Source organism: Peribacillus sp. P4_D6 (assembly GCF_056401795.1).
The window spans coordinates 19,046-38,515 of record NZ_JBFUIQ010000036.1 but is presented as its reverse complement, the minus strand read 5'-3'; the positions used below and the strand labels follow the sequence as shown (position 1 = coordinate 38,515).

General features: G+C 35.0%; 15 protein-coding genes and 1 pseudogene. 6 read left to right on the top strand and 10 right to left on the bottom strand.

The window, feature by feature from the left end; genetic code table 11:
• Positions 1-372 precede the first annotated feature (372 nt).
• The 3 genes from AC1DVB_RS13430 to AC1DVB_RS13420 form a co-directional block, all read right to left on the bottom strand.
• Entirely contained in the window at positions 373-1,005 is a 633-nt protein-coding gene (locus tag AC1DVB_RS13430) for a LysE family translocator (RefSeq protein ID WP_057276102.1), read from the bottom strand.
• A gap of 1,453 nt (positions 1,006-2,458) precedes the next feature.
• Positions 2,459-3,853, bottom strand: coding sequence for a DUF4179 domain-containing protein (locus tag AC1DVB_RS13425; protein WP_082609223.1), 1,395 nt, complete (start codon positions 3,851-3,853; stop codon positions 2,459-2,461).
• Positions 3,822-4,370: a sigma-70 family RNA polymerase sigma factor gene (locus AC1DVB_RS13420; protein ID WP_057276105.1), complete on the bottom strand. Its 549-nt coding sequence runs from the start codon at positions 4,368-4,370 to the stop codon at positions 3,822-3,824. Before AC1DVB_RS13420 ends, AC1DVB_RS13425 begins: the two co-directional genes overlap by 32 nt.
• A gap of 954 nt (positions 4,371-5,324) precedes the next feature.
• Here AC1DVB_RS13420 and AC1DVB_RS13415 point away from each other — a divergent pair.
• Complete coding sequence (locus AC1DVB_RS13415; protein ID WP_230134786.1) at positions 5,325-6,710, top strand: cytochrome P450; 1,386 nt, start codon at positions 5,325-5,327, stop codon at positions 6,708-6,710.
• A 715-nt stretch (positions 6,711-7,425) separates the two neighbouring features.
• Here AC1DVB_RS13415 and AC1DVB_RS13410 read toward each other — a convergent pair.
• The 3 genes from AC1DVB_RS13410 to AC1DVB_RS13400 form a co-directional block, all read right to left on the bottom strand.
• Positions 7,426-7,860, bottom strand: coding sequence for an SRPBCC family protein (locus tag AC1DVB_RS13410; protein ID WP_225989259.1), 435 nt, complete (start codon positions 7,858-7,860; stop codon positions 7,426-7,428).
• Between the two features lie 823 nt (positions 7,861-8,683).
• On the bottom strand, positions 8,684-8,833 hold the full coding sequence (locus AC1DVB_RS13405; protein ID WP_034306261.1) for a hypothetical protein: 150 nt from the start codon (positions 8,831-8,833) through the stop codon (positions 8,684-8,686).
• 581 nt (positions 8,834-9,414) lie between these two features.
• A complete protein-coding gene (locus tag AC1DVB_RS13400; protein ID WP_106028048.1) occupies positions 9,415-9,912 on the bottom strand; it encodes an LURP-one-related/scramblase family protein in 498 nt (165 codons plus the stop codon).
• Positions 9,913-10,212: 300 nt separating this feature from the next.
• On the opposite strand from AC1DVB_RS13400, the gene AC1DVB_RS13395 reads away from it, so the two are divergent.
• The 5 genes and pseudogenes from AC1DVB_RS13395 to AC1DVB_RS13375 all read left to right on the top strand — a co-directional run bounded on the left by AC1DVB_RS13395 (position 10,213) and on the right by AC1DVB_RS13375 (position 16,449).
• On the top strand, positions 10,213-10,803 hold the full coding sequence (locus AC1DVB_RS13395; protein WP_328118530.1) for a sensor domain-containing protein: 591 nt from the start codon (positions 10,213-10,215) through the stop codon (positions 10,801-10,803).
• Between the two features lie 4 nt (positions 10,804-10,807).
• The gene (locus AC1DVB_RS13390) at positions 10,808-12,598 is read left to right on the top strand and encodes a hybrid sensor histidine kinase/response regulator transcription factor (RefSeq protein WP_328118529.1); all 1,791 of its coding nucleotides are present in this window, start codon (positions 10,808-10,810) and stop codon (positions 12,596-12,598) included.
• A gap of 1,143 nt (positions 12,599-13,741) precedes the next feature.
• The gene (brnQ, locus tag AC1DVB_RS13385) at positions 13,742-15,106 is read left to right on the top strand and encodes a branched-chain amino acid transport system II carrier protein (protein ID WP_082609261.1); all 1,365 of its coding nucleotides are present in this window, start codon (positions 13,742-13,744) and stop codon (positions 15,104-15,106) included.
• A gap of 630 nt (positions 15,107-15,736) precedes the next feature.
• Positions 15,737-15,823, top strand: a pseudogene (locus AC1DVB_RS13380) (carboxypeptidase); the annotation flags it as partial.
• A gap of 86 nt (positions 15,824-15,909) precedes the next feature.
• Complete coding sequence (locus AC1DVB_RS13375; protein WP_057276523.1) at positions 15,910-16,449, top strand: VanZ family protein; 540 nt, start codon at positions 15,910-15,912, stop codon at positions 16,447-16,449.
• A gap of 259 nt (positions 16,450-16,708) precedes the next feature.
• Here AC1DVB_RS13375 and AC1DVB_RS13370 read toward each other — a convergent pair whose 3' ends face one another.
• The 4 genes from AC1DVB_RS13370 to nikD all read right to left on the bottom strand — a co-directional run bounded on the left by AC1DVB_RS13370 (position 16,709) and on the right by nikD (position 19,460).
• The gene (locus tag AC1DVB_RS13370; RefSeq protein WP_057276524.1) at positions 16,709-16,933 is read right to left on the bottom strand and encodes a helix-turn-helix domain-containing protein; all 225 of its coding nucleotides are present in this window, start codon (positions 16,931-16,933) and stop codon (positions 16,709-16,711) included.
• 10 nt (positions 16,934-16,943) lie between these two features.
• Positions 16,944-17,435: a DUF2975 domain-containing protein gene (locus tag AC1DVB_RS13365; RefSeq protein ID WP_477589567.1), complete on the bottom strand. Its 492-nt coding sequence runs from the start codon at positions 17,433-17,435 to the stop codon at positions 16,944-16,946.
• Positions 17,436-17,777: 342 nt separating this feature from the next.
• The gene (gene nikE / locus AC1DVB_RS13360) at positions 17,778-18,599 is read right to left on the bottom strand and encodes a nickel import ATP-binding protein NikE (protein ID WP_057276526.1); all 822 of its coding nucleotides are present in this window, start codon (positions 18,597-18,599) and stop codon (positions 17,778-17,780) included.
• 33 nt (positions 18,600-18,632) lie between these two features.
• Positions 18,633-19,460 (bottom strand): nickel import ATP-binding protein NikD, encoded by an 828-nt coding sequence (gene nikD, locus AC1DVB_RS13355; protein WP_477589565.1) that lies wholly within the window; start codon positions 19,458-19,460, stop codon positions 18,633-18,635.
• Between the last annotated feature and the right edge of the window lie 10 nt (positions 19,461-19,470).

Below are 19,470 nucleotides of genomic sequence, written 5' to 3'. Positions count from 1 at the left end.
CAAAATAACAAAGAATTAAAAATGATCGAAAATCTAAAAAAGAAAGGCTATTCAATCGCTCCATCTAAACAACAGACTGCATAATCAGTTAATATAACGACATAGTACATTTACACCCTTCAAAAAAATGAGGATATGRAGGGTTTATTTTAGCATGGCTTTTTTACTATTGTGTTTTCATACAAAAAAGCTGCCTTAAAGACAGCTTCGATTTTCAGCTAACGCACCCTATAGTTTAAGTGCATTTTTTCACAAATAAGAAATACAAGCTGATTTTGTTGATTAAGCAATCATTAAATACAGCCACCGTATTTAAACACACGTTTTCTTTCGTGATAAAAACAAGAGGAGCTAATAAAACTCTTCAAAGGTTTATTTTTTTTCATGAAAAGCTAAGTTTACAGCTAAGGCACCTAAAACAGATGCCATGAACCAGCGTTGAATTTTAACCAAAAAAGGTCTTCTTCCAACCCAAACCGCGACCTGCCCAGCAAATAAAACAATTAGTAAATTTACAGCAAAGCTAACAAAAATTTGCACCGTTCCTAATTGAGCAGTTTGAACAAGCAGTGAACCACTATTAGGATCCATAAATTGAGGTAAAAGTGAAACATACAAGACCGCAATTTTTGGATTTAACAAATTTGTCATAAGACCCATAACATATAGTTTTTTTGGTGACTCTACGGCTAAATGCTGTGGCTCCAGGATTGAACTTGCTCCTGGTTTTATTGCATTCCAAGCTAACCACAACAAGTAGATAACACCTAACCATTTAATGATGTCATACATTACTGGAACTAATTCGAACAAGAAGGATAAGCCCAACATTGTAGCGATGATATAAATCAAAAAACCAGTAATTACTCCTAAAAGAGAAATTATCCCGTCCCTTTTACCTTGCGAAATTGTTCTAGATATTAAATAAATCATATTAGGACCAGGTGAACAGACCATCCCTAAAGATACTAGAGCAAAAGCGCCTAATGTTCCTAATTCCATCATTAAATCGCCCCCCTTTTCAATCATCACTATACACGTTAAATAACGTAAATTTCTTCTAATGTACGGTCTCCTCTAAGGCACTTGATGAGGGAAATTCATCTTTATATTCCATAAAAGTCTTAATCATTAAATCCTGAATTAATGGTGCATCTGAAACTTCTGCAAAATATAATATCCCTCTCTCTTTTGCAATAATTATACATTATAACCCATTTAAGTTCCTCCTTAAAAAACAAATAAGGAGATGTTTCGATATGTCAGGTTGTGAGGCGGTCATGGATATGGCGGCTTCTGCTAAAAATAGTATAAGAAAAATCTGACCTTAATTGGTCGGGATTTTTTTATTTAATCTAAGTATAATCAATATTTTTATAGAGCTATTCTGCCCCGTTAGCCATCCATGAATCGCAAAAATCGGCGATTCACCACAAAGAATGAAAATGGTTRGGAAGTGTCAATACTGATAYTGACCTTAATCCAGTCAACCCTAATCCATAGACTAATTAATTAACGCTCTCCTCTTTTTTTAAAACGATTGAGCAGGGTCTTCTTAAGTATTGTCATTTTTCATTYTTAAAGAAACTTATTTTCATGGTAGTTCATTAAGAAGAGTTAATATTTTTTTATACTTCAGGTAGGTTTATACTTGATCCCTTTGCTCCGACTTGGTTCAAAGAACGTTATAGCTTTAGATTTACCTACTGTTGGTTTTGTAACATTTTTTGCTGGCGGTTATCATAAAATAATTGCAAATCGTTTACAAGCAAATAATAAAGGTAATGGAACAATACTTTCAGTTACATGGGTCTTGGCATTTAATGTGAAACCACAATAAGGGGGAACAACTATCATCTATGTTGAGATTTTTTCAATACTCACTCATGCTTCTTCTCTGTATTGGATTATTTGTTAAAGATTTCATCAATAAAAAGAAAAACAGTCATTAGACTGTTTTTTTTCATTTCTCACTCTTTCTATCCTTTTGTATAATCTCCCGTAGAAATAATGCTGCACATGTAAATGATAAAAAAATCACAATTATTTCAATAACATTATTCATACAGTAAGACCTCCATTTATTATAGTGTATTAATATTTTCTTTAATTAGAATATGCATTTTTTGTTTCAAATTTCAGTTACATGAAATGCACAAAAAAGAACTCCTTTATACCTCTGAGAGCTCCATATTGGCTTTTTAAAAGGGCTTATTTTCAAATAAGGGTACAACTTTAAAATAATTTAAAGGGCGATTTTAAGCGTCTACTAACTGTACTAATTGGCGTAATACAGAGTAATCTTAAATGTAAGAGGATAGTTAACATAAGCGTTATCGGCACTAAAAAAGGATCTTCGGCTGGAAGATCCTTTTAGCTGCTTATTGTGGATTTATAAAGCAACATCTATTCTAGTAATATATACAATCTGAAGCGAAGAGACTCTCCCCTTCGTCTTTTATTTCGTTAAATCAACTGTAAATGGTTTTAATGCTATCGTTTCTGCATATACCCCAAAATCATAATAAAGATAATGTTTCCCGTCTAAAATCGTCGTTTCAGCATTCACCTTCGGTAGCGTGACCTTAAAAATACTTTGCTTCTTATCCATGACTTCCGCTTTACTATTTGGGCCATTAATAATCTTAGTGGAGTTCATAAATACTTCATGTCCGTTATTACTATTAATTGTGGCAATTTCAAATCCATATTGCATGTGACTTTGTAATTCACTAAAACTCATATCTTTTGGTGTATTGAAATTCTGAACAGTTAAAATTAATTCTTCTTCTGTTTCTTCAGCTTTTAAAATTTTAACTTTGGCAGAAGAAAGTGAAGTTACTAATGTAACACCTCTTTTCAATAAAATGGCCCTTGGTGTATTTTCTGTTTTTGTAACCGTTGGATAAAACGTAATCGATTTTGTATCACTAGTAACAGCGGCCAATTTATTCGTACTTATTTCCTTTACCTCGTTGCCATTACGCTTTTCCTTTGATTGAATAGTCTGGCTGTAATCATTACGTTCCTTCCCTGGTACGGAATACTCTCCTCCATTCACTTCCAAACCAGGATTATCTTGCGTAATGTTCATTGAATAGCTTGTATTATACTTCCCTTGAATAAAGTCTTTGACGTTAATATCAACACCGTACTCTGGATAATGAATGGTCTCGTTAACATTTAATTTCGTGATTGGCAGTTGTTTGACAGGTACATCAAACTTCCATGTACCTAGCGTTAAGTTAGCGGCACGAATATTAATTGGTAAAGTAAAATCTTTGGCTAACTCTCCTCGTGGATTATCTAATGTAATTAAGAAATCTGCATGTGTTTTACTAGTGTTAGAAAACTGTGATTGTGCATTGCTTAACCACGGGTCTGAATCACCTTTTCCATCAAAAAAATTATAATCCAAATTATATTCGTCTTCTTCGCCTTTATTATATTTTAACTCCCCATCCATCGTCCCTGTAATTCCAATTTCGACACCATCATAATAAACACTCGTTAATTTGATTTTAATCCCGTTTGATTCAGCCGTTTGATTTAATTCCGTTACTGCTTTTTGCATTATTAATTTACGCCCTACCGTATCATAAAAATAGCGATACGCACTATTTAGCTCTGGTGATTTAGCTAGTGCATGGCTAATTTGATTCGGAAAATAGACAACTGAGAATAATAGACTTGCTGCGAGAAGTGGGATGGCCGCCCAAGTAATCCGTTTTTTCTTTTTCCGTTTTTGTTTGATTTGTTCAGCAGAAAGAATCCCTTTTTGAATCGCCCGCTTTATATCCTCTGTAGGAACTTCAATATTTTCACTCATGTTCTGAAATCGAGGATCCCTCATGACTAACCTCCTCTAAATTTTCACGTAACTTTTGCTTTGCTCTTCGTAAATATGTTTTCACCGTACTTTCCGGCCGACGCATAATGTCTGCAATTTCTTTAATAGAGTAATCCCGGAAATAATATAATCTAATAACCGTCTGATAGTTTTCTCTCATACCTTTCAAACCAACCTCAATCATCATTCGATTATCACCAAAATCTGATAAAGTAGCGATACTATCCATTTCGTTATCCTTTAGATCTACTAGGTTAGGTTTTTTCTTACGCAATACTTTATAAGCTTCATTGATTAAGATTCGTGTTAACCAAGTACCAAAATATTCATTTTTGCGAAGCTTATTGATCGACAGATAAGCAATACACGCTGTTTCTTGAATAATATCTAAAGTATCTTCACGATTATGTACATATGAATAAGCTGTATGATAAAGCTGTTTGTTTTGCGCGGTAAATATTTGTTCAAACGCTTTTCGATCACCTTTTTTCGCTTGTTCAATAAGATTAAATTCGTTCATAATAACCTCCCTTCATAGTATTAGAGACAAAGGAACAGAAAAAAGTTTCAATATACAATTGCTGTTTTTTTAAATGTATGATTTTACATATTAGTTAACATAATCCGATGTTATCGGCATTGAAAAAGGATCTTCGAAAAAAGATCCTTTTGTCGTGATTGAAGTTGGAATGTAAGGTGCTTTACTTTGTTATACTCCAATCTATTTACTCAATTTTTTCGGGTACAATATTTAAAATAATAAAATATAATTTTTCATTATTAAATTCACCCACATAGACTACTTGATGAATTTCCAGTGCTTCCCCTTCTTTAAAGTGTATGAGATTCTTTTATTACGTCTGCAATATGTTTTTCAAAGGAGAAATCGCTATAATAATTCCGTATTGTCCATTCAATAATAATCTGGTTTTGTAAACGCATATGAATTATTCTACACTCCTTTTTATTTACAAAGTGGATGGTGAGTTTCTTCAATACCATTAATTTTTGTTACACGATGCCATTTAGTCTGAACGTAATTAGGACTTACCGACTGAGATATATGGGCTTTATATTGCTTATTATAATATGTAGCTGTTTATATATAATTCGACTTTCTTATGCAACTAACCTGCCCCGTTAGTTGCATAAGAAAATGGGGCTGTTTCCAACCCCATATTTGTTAGTTCAACAAGATAATAACTTTTGTAAGGTAGTTCCATACATACCTGCTTTCATTAGTAAAAGAAAGTGACAACCAGGGATGGGTGCCTTTACAATTTCATAAACACTTTGATTTCGTTTATTAATAGTATTCCTTTATACACACTTATAATTTCATTCAAATTGATTAACTATCTTTTTAAAAAAATATTGTATTTGTTAGTTCTTATTAACAACTTGTCCAAACCAATCAATACTTTCCTCATAGAATGAATACAAGTAATTATACCGAAATGGAGGAAACAAACTAATGAGTGACACAAATTTTTCAAATGATTCTCCAGGCCCAAAAGGAAAATTAATTACTGGCCATTCAAAGGAGTTTATTTCAGATACACTTGGCTTTCTTACCCGTTTAGCAAAAGAATATGGAGAAGTTGCTAAAATTCGTTTTGGACCTTTCCATAATGTTTACCTTATTTCAAATTCAGATTTAATTAAGCAGGTACTTGTAACAAAACAAAAATCCTTCTTGAAATCAAAGGACTTCTCTGCTTTAAAACCAGTACTCGGAGAAGGCCTTCTTACAAGTGAAAAAGAAATTCACATGCGCCAAAGAAGGCTTATTCAACCCTCTTTCAAAAAGTCTCATATTAGCAATTATGGTCAGGATATGATTGATATAACAATGGACTATATTTCCACTTGGAAAAACAGAGAAGAAAGGATTATTACGGAGGATATGATGAGCCTTGCACTGGGTATTATCAGCAAGACCATGTTCAGCATGAACCTCAAAGAAGGATATGGCATGCTTGGGGAACCTATAGAAGCCTTCATGAGAATTGCCGTTAAAAGAATGCGAACACTTCAAATGCCACTATGGGTTCCAACTAAAAACAACCGTGAATATAAAATTGCGAAACAGAGACTTGATAAGGTGATTTATGGCTTTATTGAAAAACGTAGAACAGAGGCAGAGAGACATGAGGATATGCTTGGGATTCTAATGGATGCTCGAGATGATGAGGATGGCTTAGCTATGACAGACAAGCAGTTACGTGATGAGTTAATGACCATTTTCCTTGCCGGTCACGAAACAACAGCAAATGTGCTTTCCTGGACCTTATACTTGCTTTCCCAACACCCTGATGTGGAAACTAAACTTTTCAATGAAATAGATAGCGTAATCGGCAACCGTAATCTTACAACTGGCGATTTTATGAAATTAACATTCACACAAAATGTTATCTATGAATCAATGCGCATATACCCGCCTGCCTATATCATACAACGGGAAGTGGCGGAGGATGTGGTAATTGGAGGGTATCTTTTTAAAAAAGGCGATATGATCCTGTTGAGTCAGTATGTGATGCACCACAAGCCTGAGTATTTTGATAATCCAGATTCCTTTAAACCTGAGCGATTTGAAAACAACTTTATGAAAACCCTACCTCCGTTCGCTTACTTTCCATTTGGCGGAGGTCCGAGAGTTTGTATCGGTAATCATTTTGCAGTGATGGAAGCTGTGCTTGTCCTAGCATGCATTGCTCAACGATATCGGATAAGGCTGGCGCCTGACCATCATGAAGTAAAGCCACTTCCGTCTATTACACTCAGACCGAAGCGTGGATTGCGCATGGTAGTCGAAGATAGAAATATAGAAGGTTTCCAACCAGAAGCTTCTGAAATTTAAATGAATATAAGTTGTATTAATGAACAAAATTGTCACTCTACACCTAAGGTAGATCCCCCCTTTAGTTCCATAAAAAAGACTGCAGCATCAACCCTATTTTTTGAAGTAAATCAGCTAATAGGATGTCAATATCTTTCTCTGAAATTTTCATTTCCCTTATGATATACTATTTTTGGCCATGCCAAATACCCCTCCAAAACCCTTTGGAAGGATTTTTCTCTGTTTCAGAATCAAAGGTCAAAGGATAAAATCCTTATGGGATGCTAACTCTATTATTAGGTCTAGCATCCTTTACTTTTGGGCCACAGTATATAATTATTCCTATCGTATCTTTGTTATTGGGTTTTATTACTTACCGTCCCTTGCACCATCCCTTGAAAAATGATGTATATAACAAAATTAAGCTTACTATTGTGAATTATTGGTTATCTTGATTTGTGAAAAAATTGCAGCAACATCACCATACCCTCTTACAACTTCCCTTATATTAAGAAGCCGGTTTTCGCCCTGTAATTCAACTAACGCACCTGTTGGTTCATTAAGAAAAGTGATTCTGGAATATTGAAAAAAGGAGGCCATCCTTTTGGACAGCCCCATTTCCGCTAATTATAAAATTTCTAGTAGAGCGCATCATTATATTGGTTACTTCAGAATGCTACCATCTATACTTCAGAGAAGGTATCTCCAAAATAAATTGGCTTTCAATCTTTGAATACTATGAGAATACTGCAATTTTACGTGCGATAGATTCCGTTAAACGAGATGCTACTTTTGGAACAGCCCATTTAATAATTGGTGTTAACACCGCACCAGATAATCCGCCTGCATGGATTTCCACCGTACAAGTCATTATTGTTTTACCATTAACATCTTCTGCAGTAAAGTGGCCGCTTCCTGTAAAATTATCTGATAAACCTTTTAGTTCAAACTTAATGTTTGAAGGTTCATTCCATTCGGTAATATCTACCTGCGCTTGTATTGTTTTTTTAATACCTTTCACACTACCTTCAAATGTCCAAATAGATTGCTTGTCATTTATGATTTCATGTTCTTTATAGGCTGGTACTGTCGTTGCCCATTTTTCGAGATCACTGACATAATCCCAAACTGCTTGTACATCCACTGGAACTACTACAGTATGCGTTCCCATTGCCACTATGATCCCCACCTTCACTATGTATGAATTGTAACTTTTCATTTCTACAAAATAATTATTACATAAAAAAGCATAAACTTACATCTTTAATTATCATAGCTTTCCTTCTTCTAATCCTCCAATTATTTGTAGAATCAAAATTTTCCAACCCTACAAAATCTGGCCCTTTAATGGAATAACAGGACAAGCGTTTTTAACCGACCTTAATGTCACTTAACAGTATTCCTTATTGAACTATCCTGCTCCGTTAGTTCTATAAGGAATACCTTAAAGAATTCCGTATAGACCCAAAACAACACACATTAATCCTCCGAAAATAAATAAAACTTTAAGAAACCAATAATTAACTGTTTGTGGTAAGGACGTTATATATTTGATGTGTTCAAAAAACTTGCTATTATCAAACCGAAAACGAGTCGTATAAATCAAACCAGTCCAGGTTGCGATAATGCCAAATATCGTTGTAAATATAGACCAAAAAAAGTCTTTGTCCACTCTATTAACCCCACCTAACTTAAAATTCCTTTCTTTTATACGGGTTTACCTCTAAGTTCCACAAGAAAACAAAGATTTAAGAAGCATCCTATGCCTAGTGATTATCCAAATGTTTTTAAAATTTCTGCTGGAGATTACTGGTGTATCCAAAATAACGGCTGCTCTATTGAACTTTCAGTGAAGAATGGATATCTGATGACGAGTTTTTTGTCACCGAATCTGAAATTCATGGAATAATAATAAACTGTGTCATCAATTGAAAAAAGAACTTCGAATAAAAAAAACATAGGGAGATATTAGTCTTCCTATGTTTAAAATCATATTATTTATCTGTTTGTTTTTGCTTCTTTTTCAAATACTCCGCACGGATTTTTTCAAGTTGCTGCTTTTTATCAAATTTGGCAGGCATATGTTTTTCATGAAACTTTGTCACAGCTACCTTACCTTTGGTATCCAATTGATATTTTCCCACTTTGTTCACCTACTTTTCTGTCTTTAAAGAGAATCTATTCAACCAATATAATATACCTTATTTTACTGAAGTAAACCTTATTACTTTTTTAGTGTACCGCTAACTTTGCATATATCAGTAAAAACATTAAAAATTTAGTAAAATAATTCATCGCCAAATGGTATTCATTTCATTGTTATAATTAACATAAAATGCTTTGACATTCTGCATAAGCCTCAATAATTCTATTTCTTGTTTGTTCAGCTCTTTTCTAAAGATCCAATTTAGGTTTCTGAGGAGAAATATTGTTTTTTTGCAAAATCCTTTTCTAAAATCTACATCCCCAATATTTTCCCCAAAAAATCACCCTTTATTATTAACTTTTATCCTAATTAAATAACAAGGCCATGTGGTGGAAAAAGGTAAAACCTTGTTGAACGAACAGGTGTGTTAGCTGAAGATAGTTCACCGTACCTGTTCAAGTCTTGATTTCACAAAAGCTGCCATCCTTTTCTTTTTTTATGGAACTAAAGGGGCAGGTTAGTTGAACAAGGTAATATTTGGATTAAGATGGATATAAGTAGAAATTTCACACTTCTATTTTAAATCGAAGCTCCTGAGGAAGCAGCTGCTTGATCAGCCTTCACACAATCAATTGCAACAACAAGTGCAGTAATAATCGTTTCCATCTCTTCATCTATTATTTGAACCTTGTAGCTATCGCCCCAAGTGAACCACTCCTTGCACACTTTACCTACGATTTGACCATGCTGTAAAACTTGAAAATCCATATCCCACCAATTACCATGTACTTCAATGCCTGCCGCATCAATTGTATATCGTGCTTTTAAGAAGGAAAATTCCTTCTTTATTGTTAATACCTCTCGGCCATTCACCTCAACCAAAAACTTTGGTAAAAAGCTGAACACCTTTTTCGTAATGAGTGCTACTTCATCTCTTGCTATATTCATAATGGAGAAAGTCTTTGGAACTTGCATAAAACTTCCTTCCACGTAATATATATCCTTCTCCTGCTGATCCTTTACTGTAAATTTCCCACTAAGACTGAATACCTTCTGTTTAATATAAAGCTGCCTCATACTAATGCCTCCCAACCTTATTTAAATTACTTACGATTAAAATGGGGATTGGTTCCAATCTCATGCATTAAATTCCAAATAATAACTCCACTCAAAAACCGAGTGTAGCAAGCGGAAGGTCATAGTAGCTAGTGACCTTTCGTCATCTTCATGCATGACATAAAAAATAGAGCGTAGTACGGTTAGTTTCATTGTCATGACCTATAAATCATGACATTTTGACACTACCGTATGTGACAGGCGAAAAGTTAGAATCGAAGAGCGGCTCATAACTTATTAGAAAGAGGAGGAGAAATTCTAATGACGAAAGAAGCAGCTCAAAAAAGTTTGCAAGATTTCTACTTTTTGTTGTTTACCTTTGGATCCGGATTGTTTTACTTTTGCTTCTATTTGGCCAGCATTACATTTGCACTCGTGATGACAGTTATCTTCGTAGGTATTCCCTTGTTAGGGAGTGTGTTGCGGACTACTCACACGTTTGTCCAGTATGAACGTATTCAGACGAAGGTTTATACGGATATATCGATAGAGCCAATCCTACCAAGGACAAAAAGTGGAGGGGATAAATGGATTGAAGCGAAAGAAGCAATTCTTAATAATAACAATTGGAGGGCTATTTTTTGGCTCATGCAGAAGTTTCTTATTGGGGTAATTAGCCTCATATGTGCCGTTATATTGTACGTAGCTCCGCTTGTATTTATCGTTACACCGTTACTTTTTCAATATCTTGATATATATTTATTAGGAATAACCGTGAATTCATGGAAGGAATCCATATGTGTCATGATCGTTGGGGGTATTCTCACCTGGATACGTACTTGTATTGGAAACAGTTTAGTTCAAATGATTGGAAAGTACACGATTTCCATGTTCAAAGCTATTAAGGGGTGATAATTTGTTTGGGATTTTGAAACAATGGTTTTGGTTTGACTGGGTATTACTTTGTATACGTTTTATCATCTGGCTATCAATGATGTTAACTACTATCCAACACCAAGACCATTTAACTGTGCCACTTTGGATCATCATTCTTTGGGAAGTGGCCTCATTTTCAGTACCTTGGATTTGTTTAATGTTCAGTTATCGCTATTATCTGTTTACTGAGATAGTTTTGTTTGGTGGAGTTTGCTTCTACTTAATCTTATTATTTCCAGCGGCTTATCTTGCTTTTTTAATGCCGACTTTCATGATCGCGGCAAATAGTGCCCATAAATCATACCGTTGGTCGGGTTCTATCACAATTGTTTTGTTTCCGTTTCTCATTGCAATATTTTCCCGTGAAATAGATGTATGGGTGATTATCCTACAAATGGGTCTGGCCTTTGCAATGGGATTTTCCTTTCGTTTACTCGTTGTTAATTACCGTAACAATGAAATTATTCGTAACCAGAAGCATGTATTGGAACAGTATTTATCCCAGATTGAACGAATTACTTTGCTAGAGGAGCGTGATAGACTCTCAAAAGATTTGCACGATACGATGGGACATTCCTATACCTCAATCATTATGGGGATGGAAACATTACGTAAGGAATTAAAGACAAAAGATGGGGAACAAAAACTTGACTCATTATTGAAATTGGCCCGTAACAGTATGGCAGAAGTGAGAACGTATTTACATCAAATGGATTCACAACAAGAATCACTTCCGTTAATTGTTACCTTGAAACAATTGGCGGAAGAGTTCCAGAAACATGCAAAAGTAAATGTCCGCACTCGAATAATAGGGGAAGAGTACACGGTCCCCAAACAAGTGAAAATGACATTGTATCGGAGCTTGCAGGAAGGACTGACTAATGCTGTGCGACACGGACAATCCACCGAAATCATTGTGTCACTGCATTTTGAGCCGCAACAGACGAGATTGGATGTGCAAGATAATGGCTGCGGAGTGGAGGAATGGAAAGATGGCTTCGGGTTAACTGCGATGAAAGAACGTACGGCACAATTACAAGGTAGAGTCACTATATACTCCGAAAAAGGCGTGGGGACGCTCATCTCATGTGTGTTACCTAAACTGGAGCAATTATCCAACGAACGAATCCGCTTGTGTATCGTCGATGATCATTCGTTTATTCGAGAAAGTCTCTATACAATCTTGGATGAACAGAAGGACTTGCAGGTAGTGGGCATGGCTGAAGATGGAGAGCAAGCTGTAGAATTGTGTGGAAGGCTGAATCCAGATTTGGTATTAATGGATTTGGAGATGCCCAATCAGGATGGGATTCGTGCCACCAAAATAATCAAGGATAAATGGCCTGACATTCGTGTCCTCATCCTGTCAACGTTTCAGGATATAGAAAGGGCGAAGGAAATCATACGAAGCGGCGCTGACGGCTATCTGCTAAAATCCATAGAGTCACGTGAACTAGCTGAATCGATTCGCCTCGTCTATCGGGGAGCCACTATGATTGACCAAGATTTGTTCCATAGAATGTGGGATGGAAATGATGAGGCAGAGCCAGCCGGATTGAAGTTAGATGGAAAAGAGTATGGCTTAACGAAACGCGAACTAGAGGTTTTGAATCTTTTGTCTCAAGGAATTCGTTATAAAACAATTGCTTCGGAACTTTACTTATCAAACGGCACTGTAAGAAATTACGCTTCCACTCTTTATGATAAATTGGGAGTCAAAAATCGAGAAGAAGCCGTGCAAAAGGCAAGAGATACAGGATTACTTTCATAAGAGGGATTACTTTCATCTGCTAGGGGTGTGTGAACGTTCAAGGTTTCAGGGGACCACATGTCAAAAATATGTGTTATAGGTGATTTTATAGCTTCTATAATTTAAGTAATTCTGTTTAATTTTCAATGAATCATATAAAGACAATCATATAAAACCCAACATAATCGATCTTATTTTGGGTTTTATAATGTAGCATAAGAAAAAGCCATCCTTCTTAATAAAGAATTGCACACATTTGAATTAAGTATTTGGATTACGGTCATAAACTCCTCGATTCATCTGCTTTTAACCTATAGACCAAGTCGATATAATTCTCTTCTGAAAGGGAACCTTTGGTTCTCCACTTTTGTATTACTTTATAGTGAACTTACAAAATAGTTTTCTAAATCCCTTCTTGGAAACCCTGTTTCTTTGCCATTTCAGCAATAGAAAGACCTTCTTTCCAGTATTGGTCATATTCCTTCTGATTAACTTTTAGCTAATTATAGATTGATTTATAATCATAGTGGATTTTATAAACTCCTTTCCCTTCTTTTTTATTATTTTCTTCCGTTTGAACACTTTGTGATAAAGTTAGATACATTGAAAATAAAAAAAGTACACTTTTCAAGGTTACCTTCAACACCGATATAAAACCTTCCCTTATATAGTTCATTTTTATTGTGTTGGGTTCTATTTATTTTATGTCCCTTATTTGAATAGAATAGCCTTCTGCAACTAACCTGCCATAGTCCGTAATCCACTTTAAACCTCCTAATGACAACTTTATTTCTTGTTTTTTCCTCCTTTTTATCCTTTAAAGAGTAAGCAGTATATATTACAATATATTAATATCAATAAAATGGTATTTCAGTTAATAATTACACATAACTAATAGGGAGCTAAGGGGAATTCCCTGTAATTCACACCGATTATCATTTAATCGTTATCATGGTAGTAATAGTTCTGCTTGTCGTTAAAATTTTAAAGAACCTATTGCATATTAAATAAGGCCAGCCAAAAGGAGAAACTTAAAATTTATATTGAAATTAATTTTATCTAGTCATAATACGATAAAATCTTATGTATTTAGTTTGTGAATATTTTTTTGAAAATTACTTTTTTTCAAAAAGTTAAATTTAGTTATTTCATGGAGGGGTTAATTTGCCTACTAAAGTACCATTTTCATTTATAGTAGTTATTGGTTTAATGTTATTTGCTCTATTTTTTGGGGCAGGAAATTTAATTTTTCCACCAATGCTTGGTCAATCAGCAGGAATGAATATCTGGTCAGCAAATGCAGGTTTTTTAATAACAGGAGTCGGCCTACCGTTACTTGGTGTGTTAGCACTTGGTTTTTCGGGGAAAGATGATTTACAGTCGTTAGCAAGTCGGGTACATCCTGTATTTGGTATTGTATTCACAACCGTTCTTTATTTAGCCATTGGTCCTTTATTTGCTTTGCCTAGATCAGGAAACGTTTCTTTTGAAATCGGTGTAAAACCTTTTTTGTCCGAAAATTCAGGCTCTACACCTTTACTTATTTTTACACTCATCTTTTTTAGCATTACGTGCCTTTTTTCGATCAATCCCGCGAGAGTTGTCGGAATTGTCGGGAAAATACTAACACCAATCAAGATAACGTTCATTGGAATCCTAGTAGTAGTTGCTTTTAAACATCCAATCGGAGATTTTCAAGCACCTATTAAGAATTATTCAGTTCAACCATTTTTTAATGGGTTTAGAGAAGGTTATTTAACAATGGATACGCTTGCATCTTTTGTTTTTGGCATCATCATCATTAATGCCATTAAAGAAAAAGGTGCAAAAACAAAAAAACAAATTATGGTTGTTTGTGCAAAAGCAACTGGAATTGCTGCCTTTTTCCTAGCAACCATGTATTCAGCTCTTTCTTATATGGGTGCTTCAAGTGTAGAAAAACTTGGACACCTGGAAAATGGAGGTACCATCTTAGCAAAAGTATCGGATTATTATTTTGGAGCTTATGGCGGGATATTATTAGGGTTAATGATTACAGTAGCTTGTTTAACAACAAGCGTAGGTCTTGTTACATCCTGTTCTTCATTCTTCCATAAACTATTTCCAAAGGTACCTTACAAAACAATTGCTATTAGTTTATCTATTTTTAGTGCAATAGTTGCCAATATTGGGCTAACACAGTTAATTGCAGTTTCAATTCCTCTCCTAACAGCTATTTATCCATTAGCTATTGTATTAATTTTCTTAACGTTTTTTCATTCTTTATTTAAAGGGAAAGCTGAAGTGTATCAAGGAAGCTTACTTTTAACATTTATCATTAGTTTATTTGATGGATTAAACCGAGCTGGTATACGCTTTTCATCCATTAATAATTTCTTTCATGAAATTCTTCCTCTGTATGATGTAGGACTAGGGTGGATTATCCCAGCAATTGTTGGAGGATTTATAGGGTTTAGCAGTAGCATAATACGAGTGAAATTCGGTCTTAATCATCCAACTAGAATAGTTAAAAGAAAAAAAATCTCTTAAAAATGTCAACCATTTTTTCTATTTGTTGACATTTTAATCGAACGGCACCTGTTCGTTCTATAAGGGGTAGCGTCAGGAAAATGCAGATTTACAACGTTAAGGAAATTTCGATATTAAAAAGCCCAATTTCTCAGCATTAAAATTGAGAAATTGGGCTTTTTTCGTTATTCCCCGATAGTTCCATTAGAAAAAGCTGCCTTAAAGACAGCTCCGATCTTGAGCTAACGAACCTGTTAGTTCCATAAAAAATGTTCCGAACCACCATATAAATGCTATATCAAAAATACTACGAACCAATTCTGTAAACCCCAAGCTATGGCTAATAAAAGAAATCAAAATGGTTCCCTTTCCTTTTAAATGGTCTCTCCATTGTATAAAAAAGTTTAATCAAAACTCATTTAGAAATCTTTAATTGAAAAGATAAAGTATCACAACTTTATACAAAACCTCGCATCTATCTTCAAACATCGCAATTTTATTTTATAGACACAATTACCAATGGCGGATTCCTAAGAATATTAACAATAAATTCCAAGTTAAAATTTAAGAAAAATTTAATATTTACCCCACTTTTTATTTTAGATGTTTTTCCTATCCTATATACAAGTTACTTTATGGAGGAGAATAAAAATGAAAAAGTGGGGATTTTTATTGGTTTTTAATTTTATTTTTAAGATATTACCGGTATCCCAAGATAAAGTAGAGGATCAAATCTGGATAATTTCCGGAGATGATAGCGTAGTGTAAAGTAGGTTAAAGCATTGGTTATTAATTTGAAAATGAATTAGGAATTGAGGATTTATATGGAAAAATCAAAAAACACTCAAAAAAAAATAACTGCTGGCTTGTTGGCCGTATATTTATTTGCATTAACATGGATTATAGTCTTTAAAATGCAATTTTCATTCCAAGGCTTGCCGGATTTTAGGGAAATCAACTTAATCCCTTTTGCTGGTTCAGCTAATGTTAATAACCAAATAGATTTTAATGAAATAATCTATAATGTAATTGCATTTATCCCATTTGGAATTTATATCAGTTTGCTAAAACCAAATTGGTCTTTCTTGAAAAAGATTACAGTAATAGCAGGAGTTAGTTTGTTATTTGAAGGATTGCAATTCATCTTTGCTATAGGAGCTAGCGATATAACTGACTTTATGGGAAATACATTAGGTGGAATTATTGGAGTTGGAGTTTATATTGTATTTTATAAGCTGTTCAGTACTAAAGCTACTAAAATCCTTAATGTTTTAGCTTCAATCGGAACGATATGCATTGTTGCGCTATTGCTGTTATTAATATATCTCAGGATTAGTGGTGTTATTATTTATAAAGTTTCCTAAGTAATTGGAGAATTGCTGTTTCATGAAAATTAACAGAGGGTCTACAGCAGATTCTTTATTTATAAAACAAGAATGACAAATATCACAAGCCACCAATTTTGAGGATGGCTTTTTTAAATTCCATTTCTCTAAAAACAGAAAATATCCTTATTCAACAATCTGGCCCAAAAGTTGAAGAAAGGTCAAAGAGCACTATTCAACTATTCCACTCCGTCAGTTCCATCAGAAAAAGGCTGCCGCAGCAGCCTACCTAAATGATCTATTCTCCTTGAGTTCCCTCTTCACTTTTGTATTCCAAAAGATCTCCCGGCTGACAGTCCAAAGCCTTACAAATCGCTTCTAACGTGGATAGTCGAATCGCTTTTGCTTTTCCATTTTTCAATATAGAAAGGTTAGCCATCGTTATTCCAACCCTTTCCGAAAGTTCCGTTACGCTCATTTTCCTTTTAGCCAGCATCACATCAATATTGATTATTATTGCCATGTTATTCACCTCAGACTATTAAGTCATTCTCTGATTTTATATCGATGGCTTCTTGTAAAAGTCTTTGAAGGACAGCCGCAAAGACAGCAATCACCATGGGGGCAAAAATCATGRCCATTCCGATTAGTACGAGACCCGGTGCGTCATCTACCTCCGCCATGATATAGACGAATGGCAGGGCCACCATATACAAGCCACTGATTATGATGGCACATTTTTTGATTTTCTTTAGAGCTCTTACTGATAATTCCGAGAAAGCTTGATTCTTGTCAATATAGCTTAATAGGTTAAACGATTGATACAAAGCGAAGTAAAAGGGGATTGCCGACACATACATAACCATTAATAGGCCATATACCATATAAGCCAAATCTGAACCTCTTTCTGCTGCTTCATTTGCTTCATTCGCTATCTGAGGCAACAAAAATAGACACAAAGCAAGGACCGGAATGCCGATAAAAATGACAGCTACCTTTAAGAAGAGTGTTGAACTTCGTTTCATGAAAAGCACCTCATTTAATTATTGTCAATTTGAATTTAACACGTTTTTTATTGTTTCACAATAAAATATTATTGTGTTTAATTACATTATTATTGTTTATACATTTAGAAGACAAAAATAAAAAGCATTCCCCATTACAGAGAAATGCTCGATAGCTTGTGAAACCAACTTCCCCATTGATGGCGGCCGGATATTCAACGTTAGTCATAATAACGAAACGCCCACATCGCTAAATCGTAAAAAACGAATAACCAGTATAAAGTATGCTATTGCAACTCCTCAAATATGAGATAAACAAGGGCCTCGATTTTCAAACGGAAACCGGCAAAGATATATTCTAAACTAGGACTTGTTAATCCTCATTGGAAGAGAACGAAAACGCGGATGCTCAGCGAGTATAGAACTTCTCATCTGTTTAACGACAGGATGTTCTGACGAAAAAAACTGATCTTTTGAATTGTAATGCTCGATTAATTCCCCTTTTTCCAGTACACCCAAAGTATCTGAGATTGAATAAGCCGCTTTAATATCATGTGTAATAAAAAGATAAGATAAGCCGAAGTCTTTCTTCAACTCACTTAATAATTCTAAAATCAGTGTTTGATTAACCATATCCAGACTGCTTACGGATTCATCCAAGACGATTAACAGTGGCTTAAGAGAAATTGCTCTAGCAATATTAATTCTTTGCAATTGTCCACCGCTAAATTGGTGTGGGTACTTTTTTAAATCCTTTTCACTTAGGCCCACTCTTTCCAATAACTCAATAACCGTTCTTTTTTGTTCGGCTACGGTTAGTTTTTCATAGTTTTCCAATGGCTCGCCTACAATACTTTCGGCGGTCATTCGTGGATTGACAGCTGAATATGAATCCTGAAAGACGACTTGTAGATCTCTTCGTATCTTTTGTCGTGTAAGCTTATCAGCGGTATAGATATCATGCCCTTGAAACAGAACCTGTCCTTGCTGTGGACGTTCTAAGCCAAGGATCACTTTTCCTAATGTACTTTTTCCAGCTCCACTCGTGCCAAGCAACCCTAAACATGTTCCTTCGTCAATGGTGAGGGAAATGTCAGTGAGTACTTTTTTAGAAGGCTCTTTCCATTTTAAAAACGTATGAGCATTATAGCTATGAGTTACTGCTTTTACTTGTAATAAACTCATTTGTTCACCCCTCAAAAAAATGCAGTCCATATATCACAACATATGGGTGATAGGCTCTTCATGTTTAATGCTAAGGCGGGCATTTAGCAGTTTCTTTGTGTATTCATGCTGCGGATTATCAAATAGTTCATACACATTTGCTGTTTCTACAATTCTGCCATGTTGCATAACGACTACATCATCTGCCATTTCAGAAATGACGCCAAGATCATGAGAAATGAGTAAAATGGATGTTCCATATTCAGAACGGATTTTATCCAAGTGGCGAAGTACCTGTAATTGGTTATGTACGTCGAGTGCAGTCGTCGGTTCATCAGCAATAATAACGGATGGCTGTAAACATGCAGCCATCGCAATCATCACGCGTTGAAGCATACCTCCACTCAGTTGAAAAGGATAGCTTTTTAATAGTTTCGCGGGATTTGGCAGGTTTACATTTTGCATCGCTTCGATGGCAAGCGCTTTTGCTTGTTTTTTATTCAATGCGGTATGAGACCTAATCGTTTCGACAAATTGATTGCCAATTGTAAAAACAGGCGTAAATGAATTCATCGGATTTTGCATAATAAAGGCAATATCCTTGCCGCGAATTCCACGTATTTCTTTATCGTCCAAACCATTTAATTCTCGTCCTTGAAGGGTAATGCTCCCTTCAATTGTAGTTGTTTTCCGATCAAGAAGCTGTAGAATGGACATACTCGTAACGGTTTTGCCACTTCCGCTTTCCCCAACAAGGCCCAATACCTTCCCTTTTTCCAGTTCGAAATTAATGTCCTGAACGAGGGTGGAAGCACCTTCCTTTGTTTGTACTTTTACACGTAGATCGCTCACTGTTAATACATTCGACCGTTCTGTTCTCAATCTTCTCATT

What these genes read in the sequence shown, in the direction of transcription:
- AC1DVB_RS13430 (WP_057276102.1), bottom strand. Translation starts at nt 1,005, where the DNA reads ATGATGGAATTAGGAACATTAGGCGCTTTTGCTCTAGTATCTTTAGGG.
- AC1DVB_RS13425 (WP_082609223.1), bottom strand. Translation starts at nt 3,853, where the DNA reads ATGAGGGATCCTCGATTTCAGAACATGAGTGAAAATATTGAAGTTCCT.
- AC1DVB_RS13420 (WP_057276105.1), bottom strand. Translation starts at nt 4,370, where the DNA reads ATGAACGAATTTAATCTTATTGAACAAGCGAAAAAAGGTGATCGAAAA.
- AC1DVB_RS13415 (WP_230134786.1), top strand. Translation starts at nt 5,325, where the DNA reads ATGAGTGACACAAATTTTTCAAATGATTCTCCAGGCCCAAAAGGAAAA.
- AC1DVB_RS13410 (WP_225989259.1), bottom strand. Translation starts at nt 7,860, where the DNA reads ATGGGAACGCATACTGTAGTAGTTCCAGTGGATGTACAAGCAGTTTGG.
- AC1DVB_RS13400 (WP_106028048.1), bottom strand. Translation starts at nt 9,912, where the DNA reads ATGAGGCAGCTTTATATTAAACAGAAGGTATTCAGTCTTAGTGGGAAA.
- AC1DVB_RS13395 (WP_328118530.1), top strand. Translation starts at nt 10,213, where the DNA reads ATGACGAAAGAAGCAGCTCAAAAAAGTTTGCAAGATTTCTACTTTTTG.
- AC1DVB_RS13375 (WP_057276523.1), top strand. Translation starts at nt 15,910, where the DNA reads ATGGAAAAATCAAAAAACACTCAAAAAAAAATAACTGCTGGCTTGTTG.
- AC1DVB_RS13370 (WP_057276524.1), bottom strand. Translation starts at nt 16,933, where the DNA reads ATGGCAATAATAATCAATATTGATGTGATGCTGGCTAAAAGGAAAATG.
- nikE (WP_057276526.1), bottom strand. Translation starts at nt 18,599, where the DNA reads ATGAGTTTATTACAAGTAAAAGCAGTAACTCATAGCTATAATGCTCAT.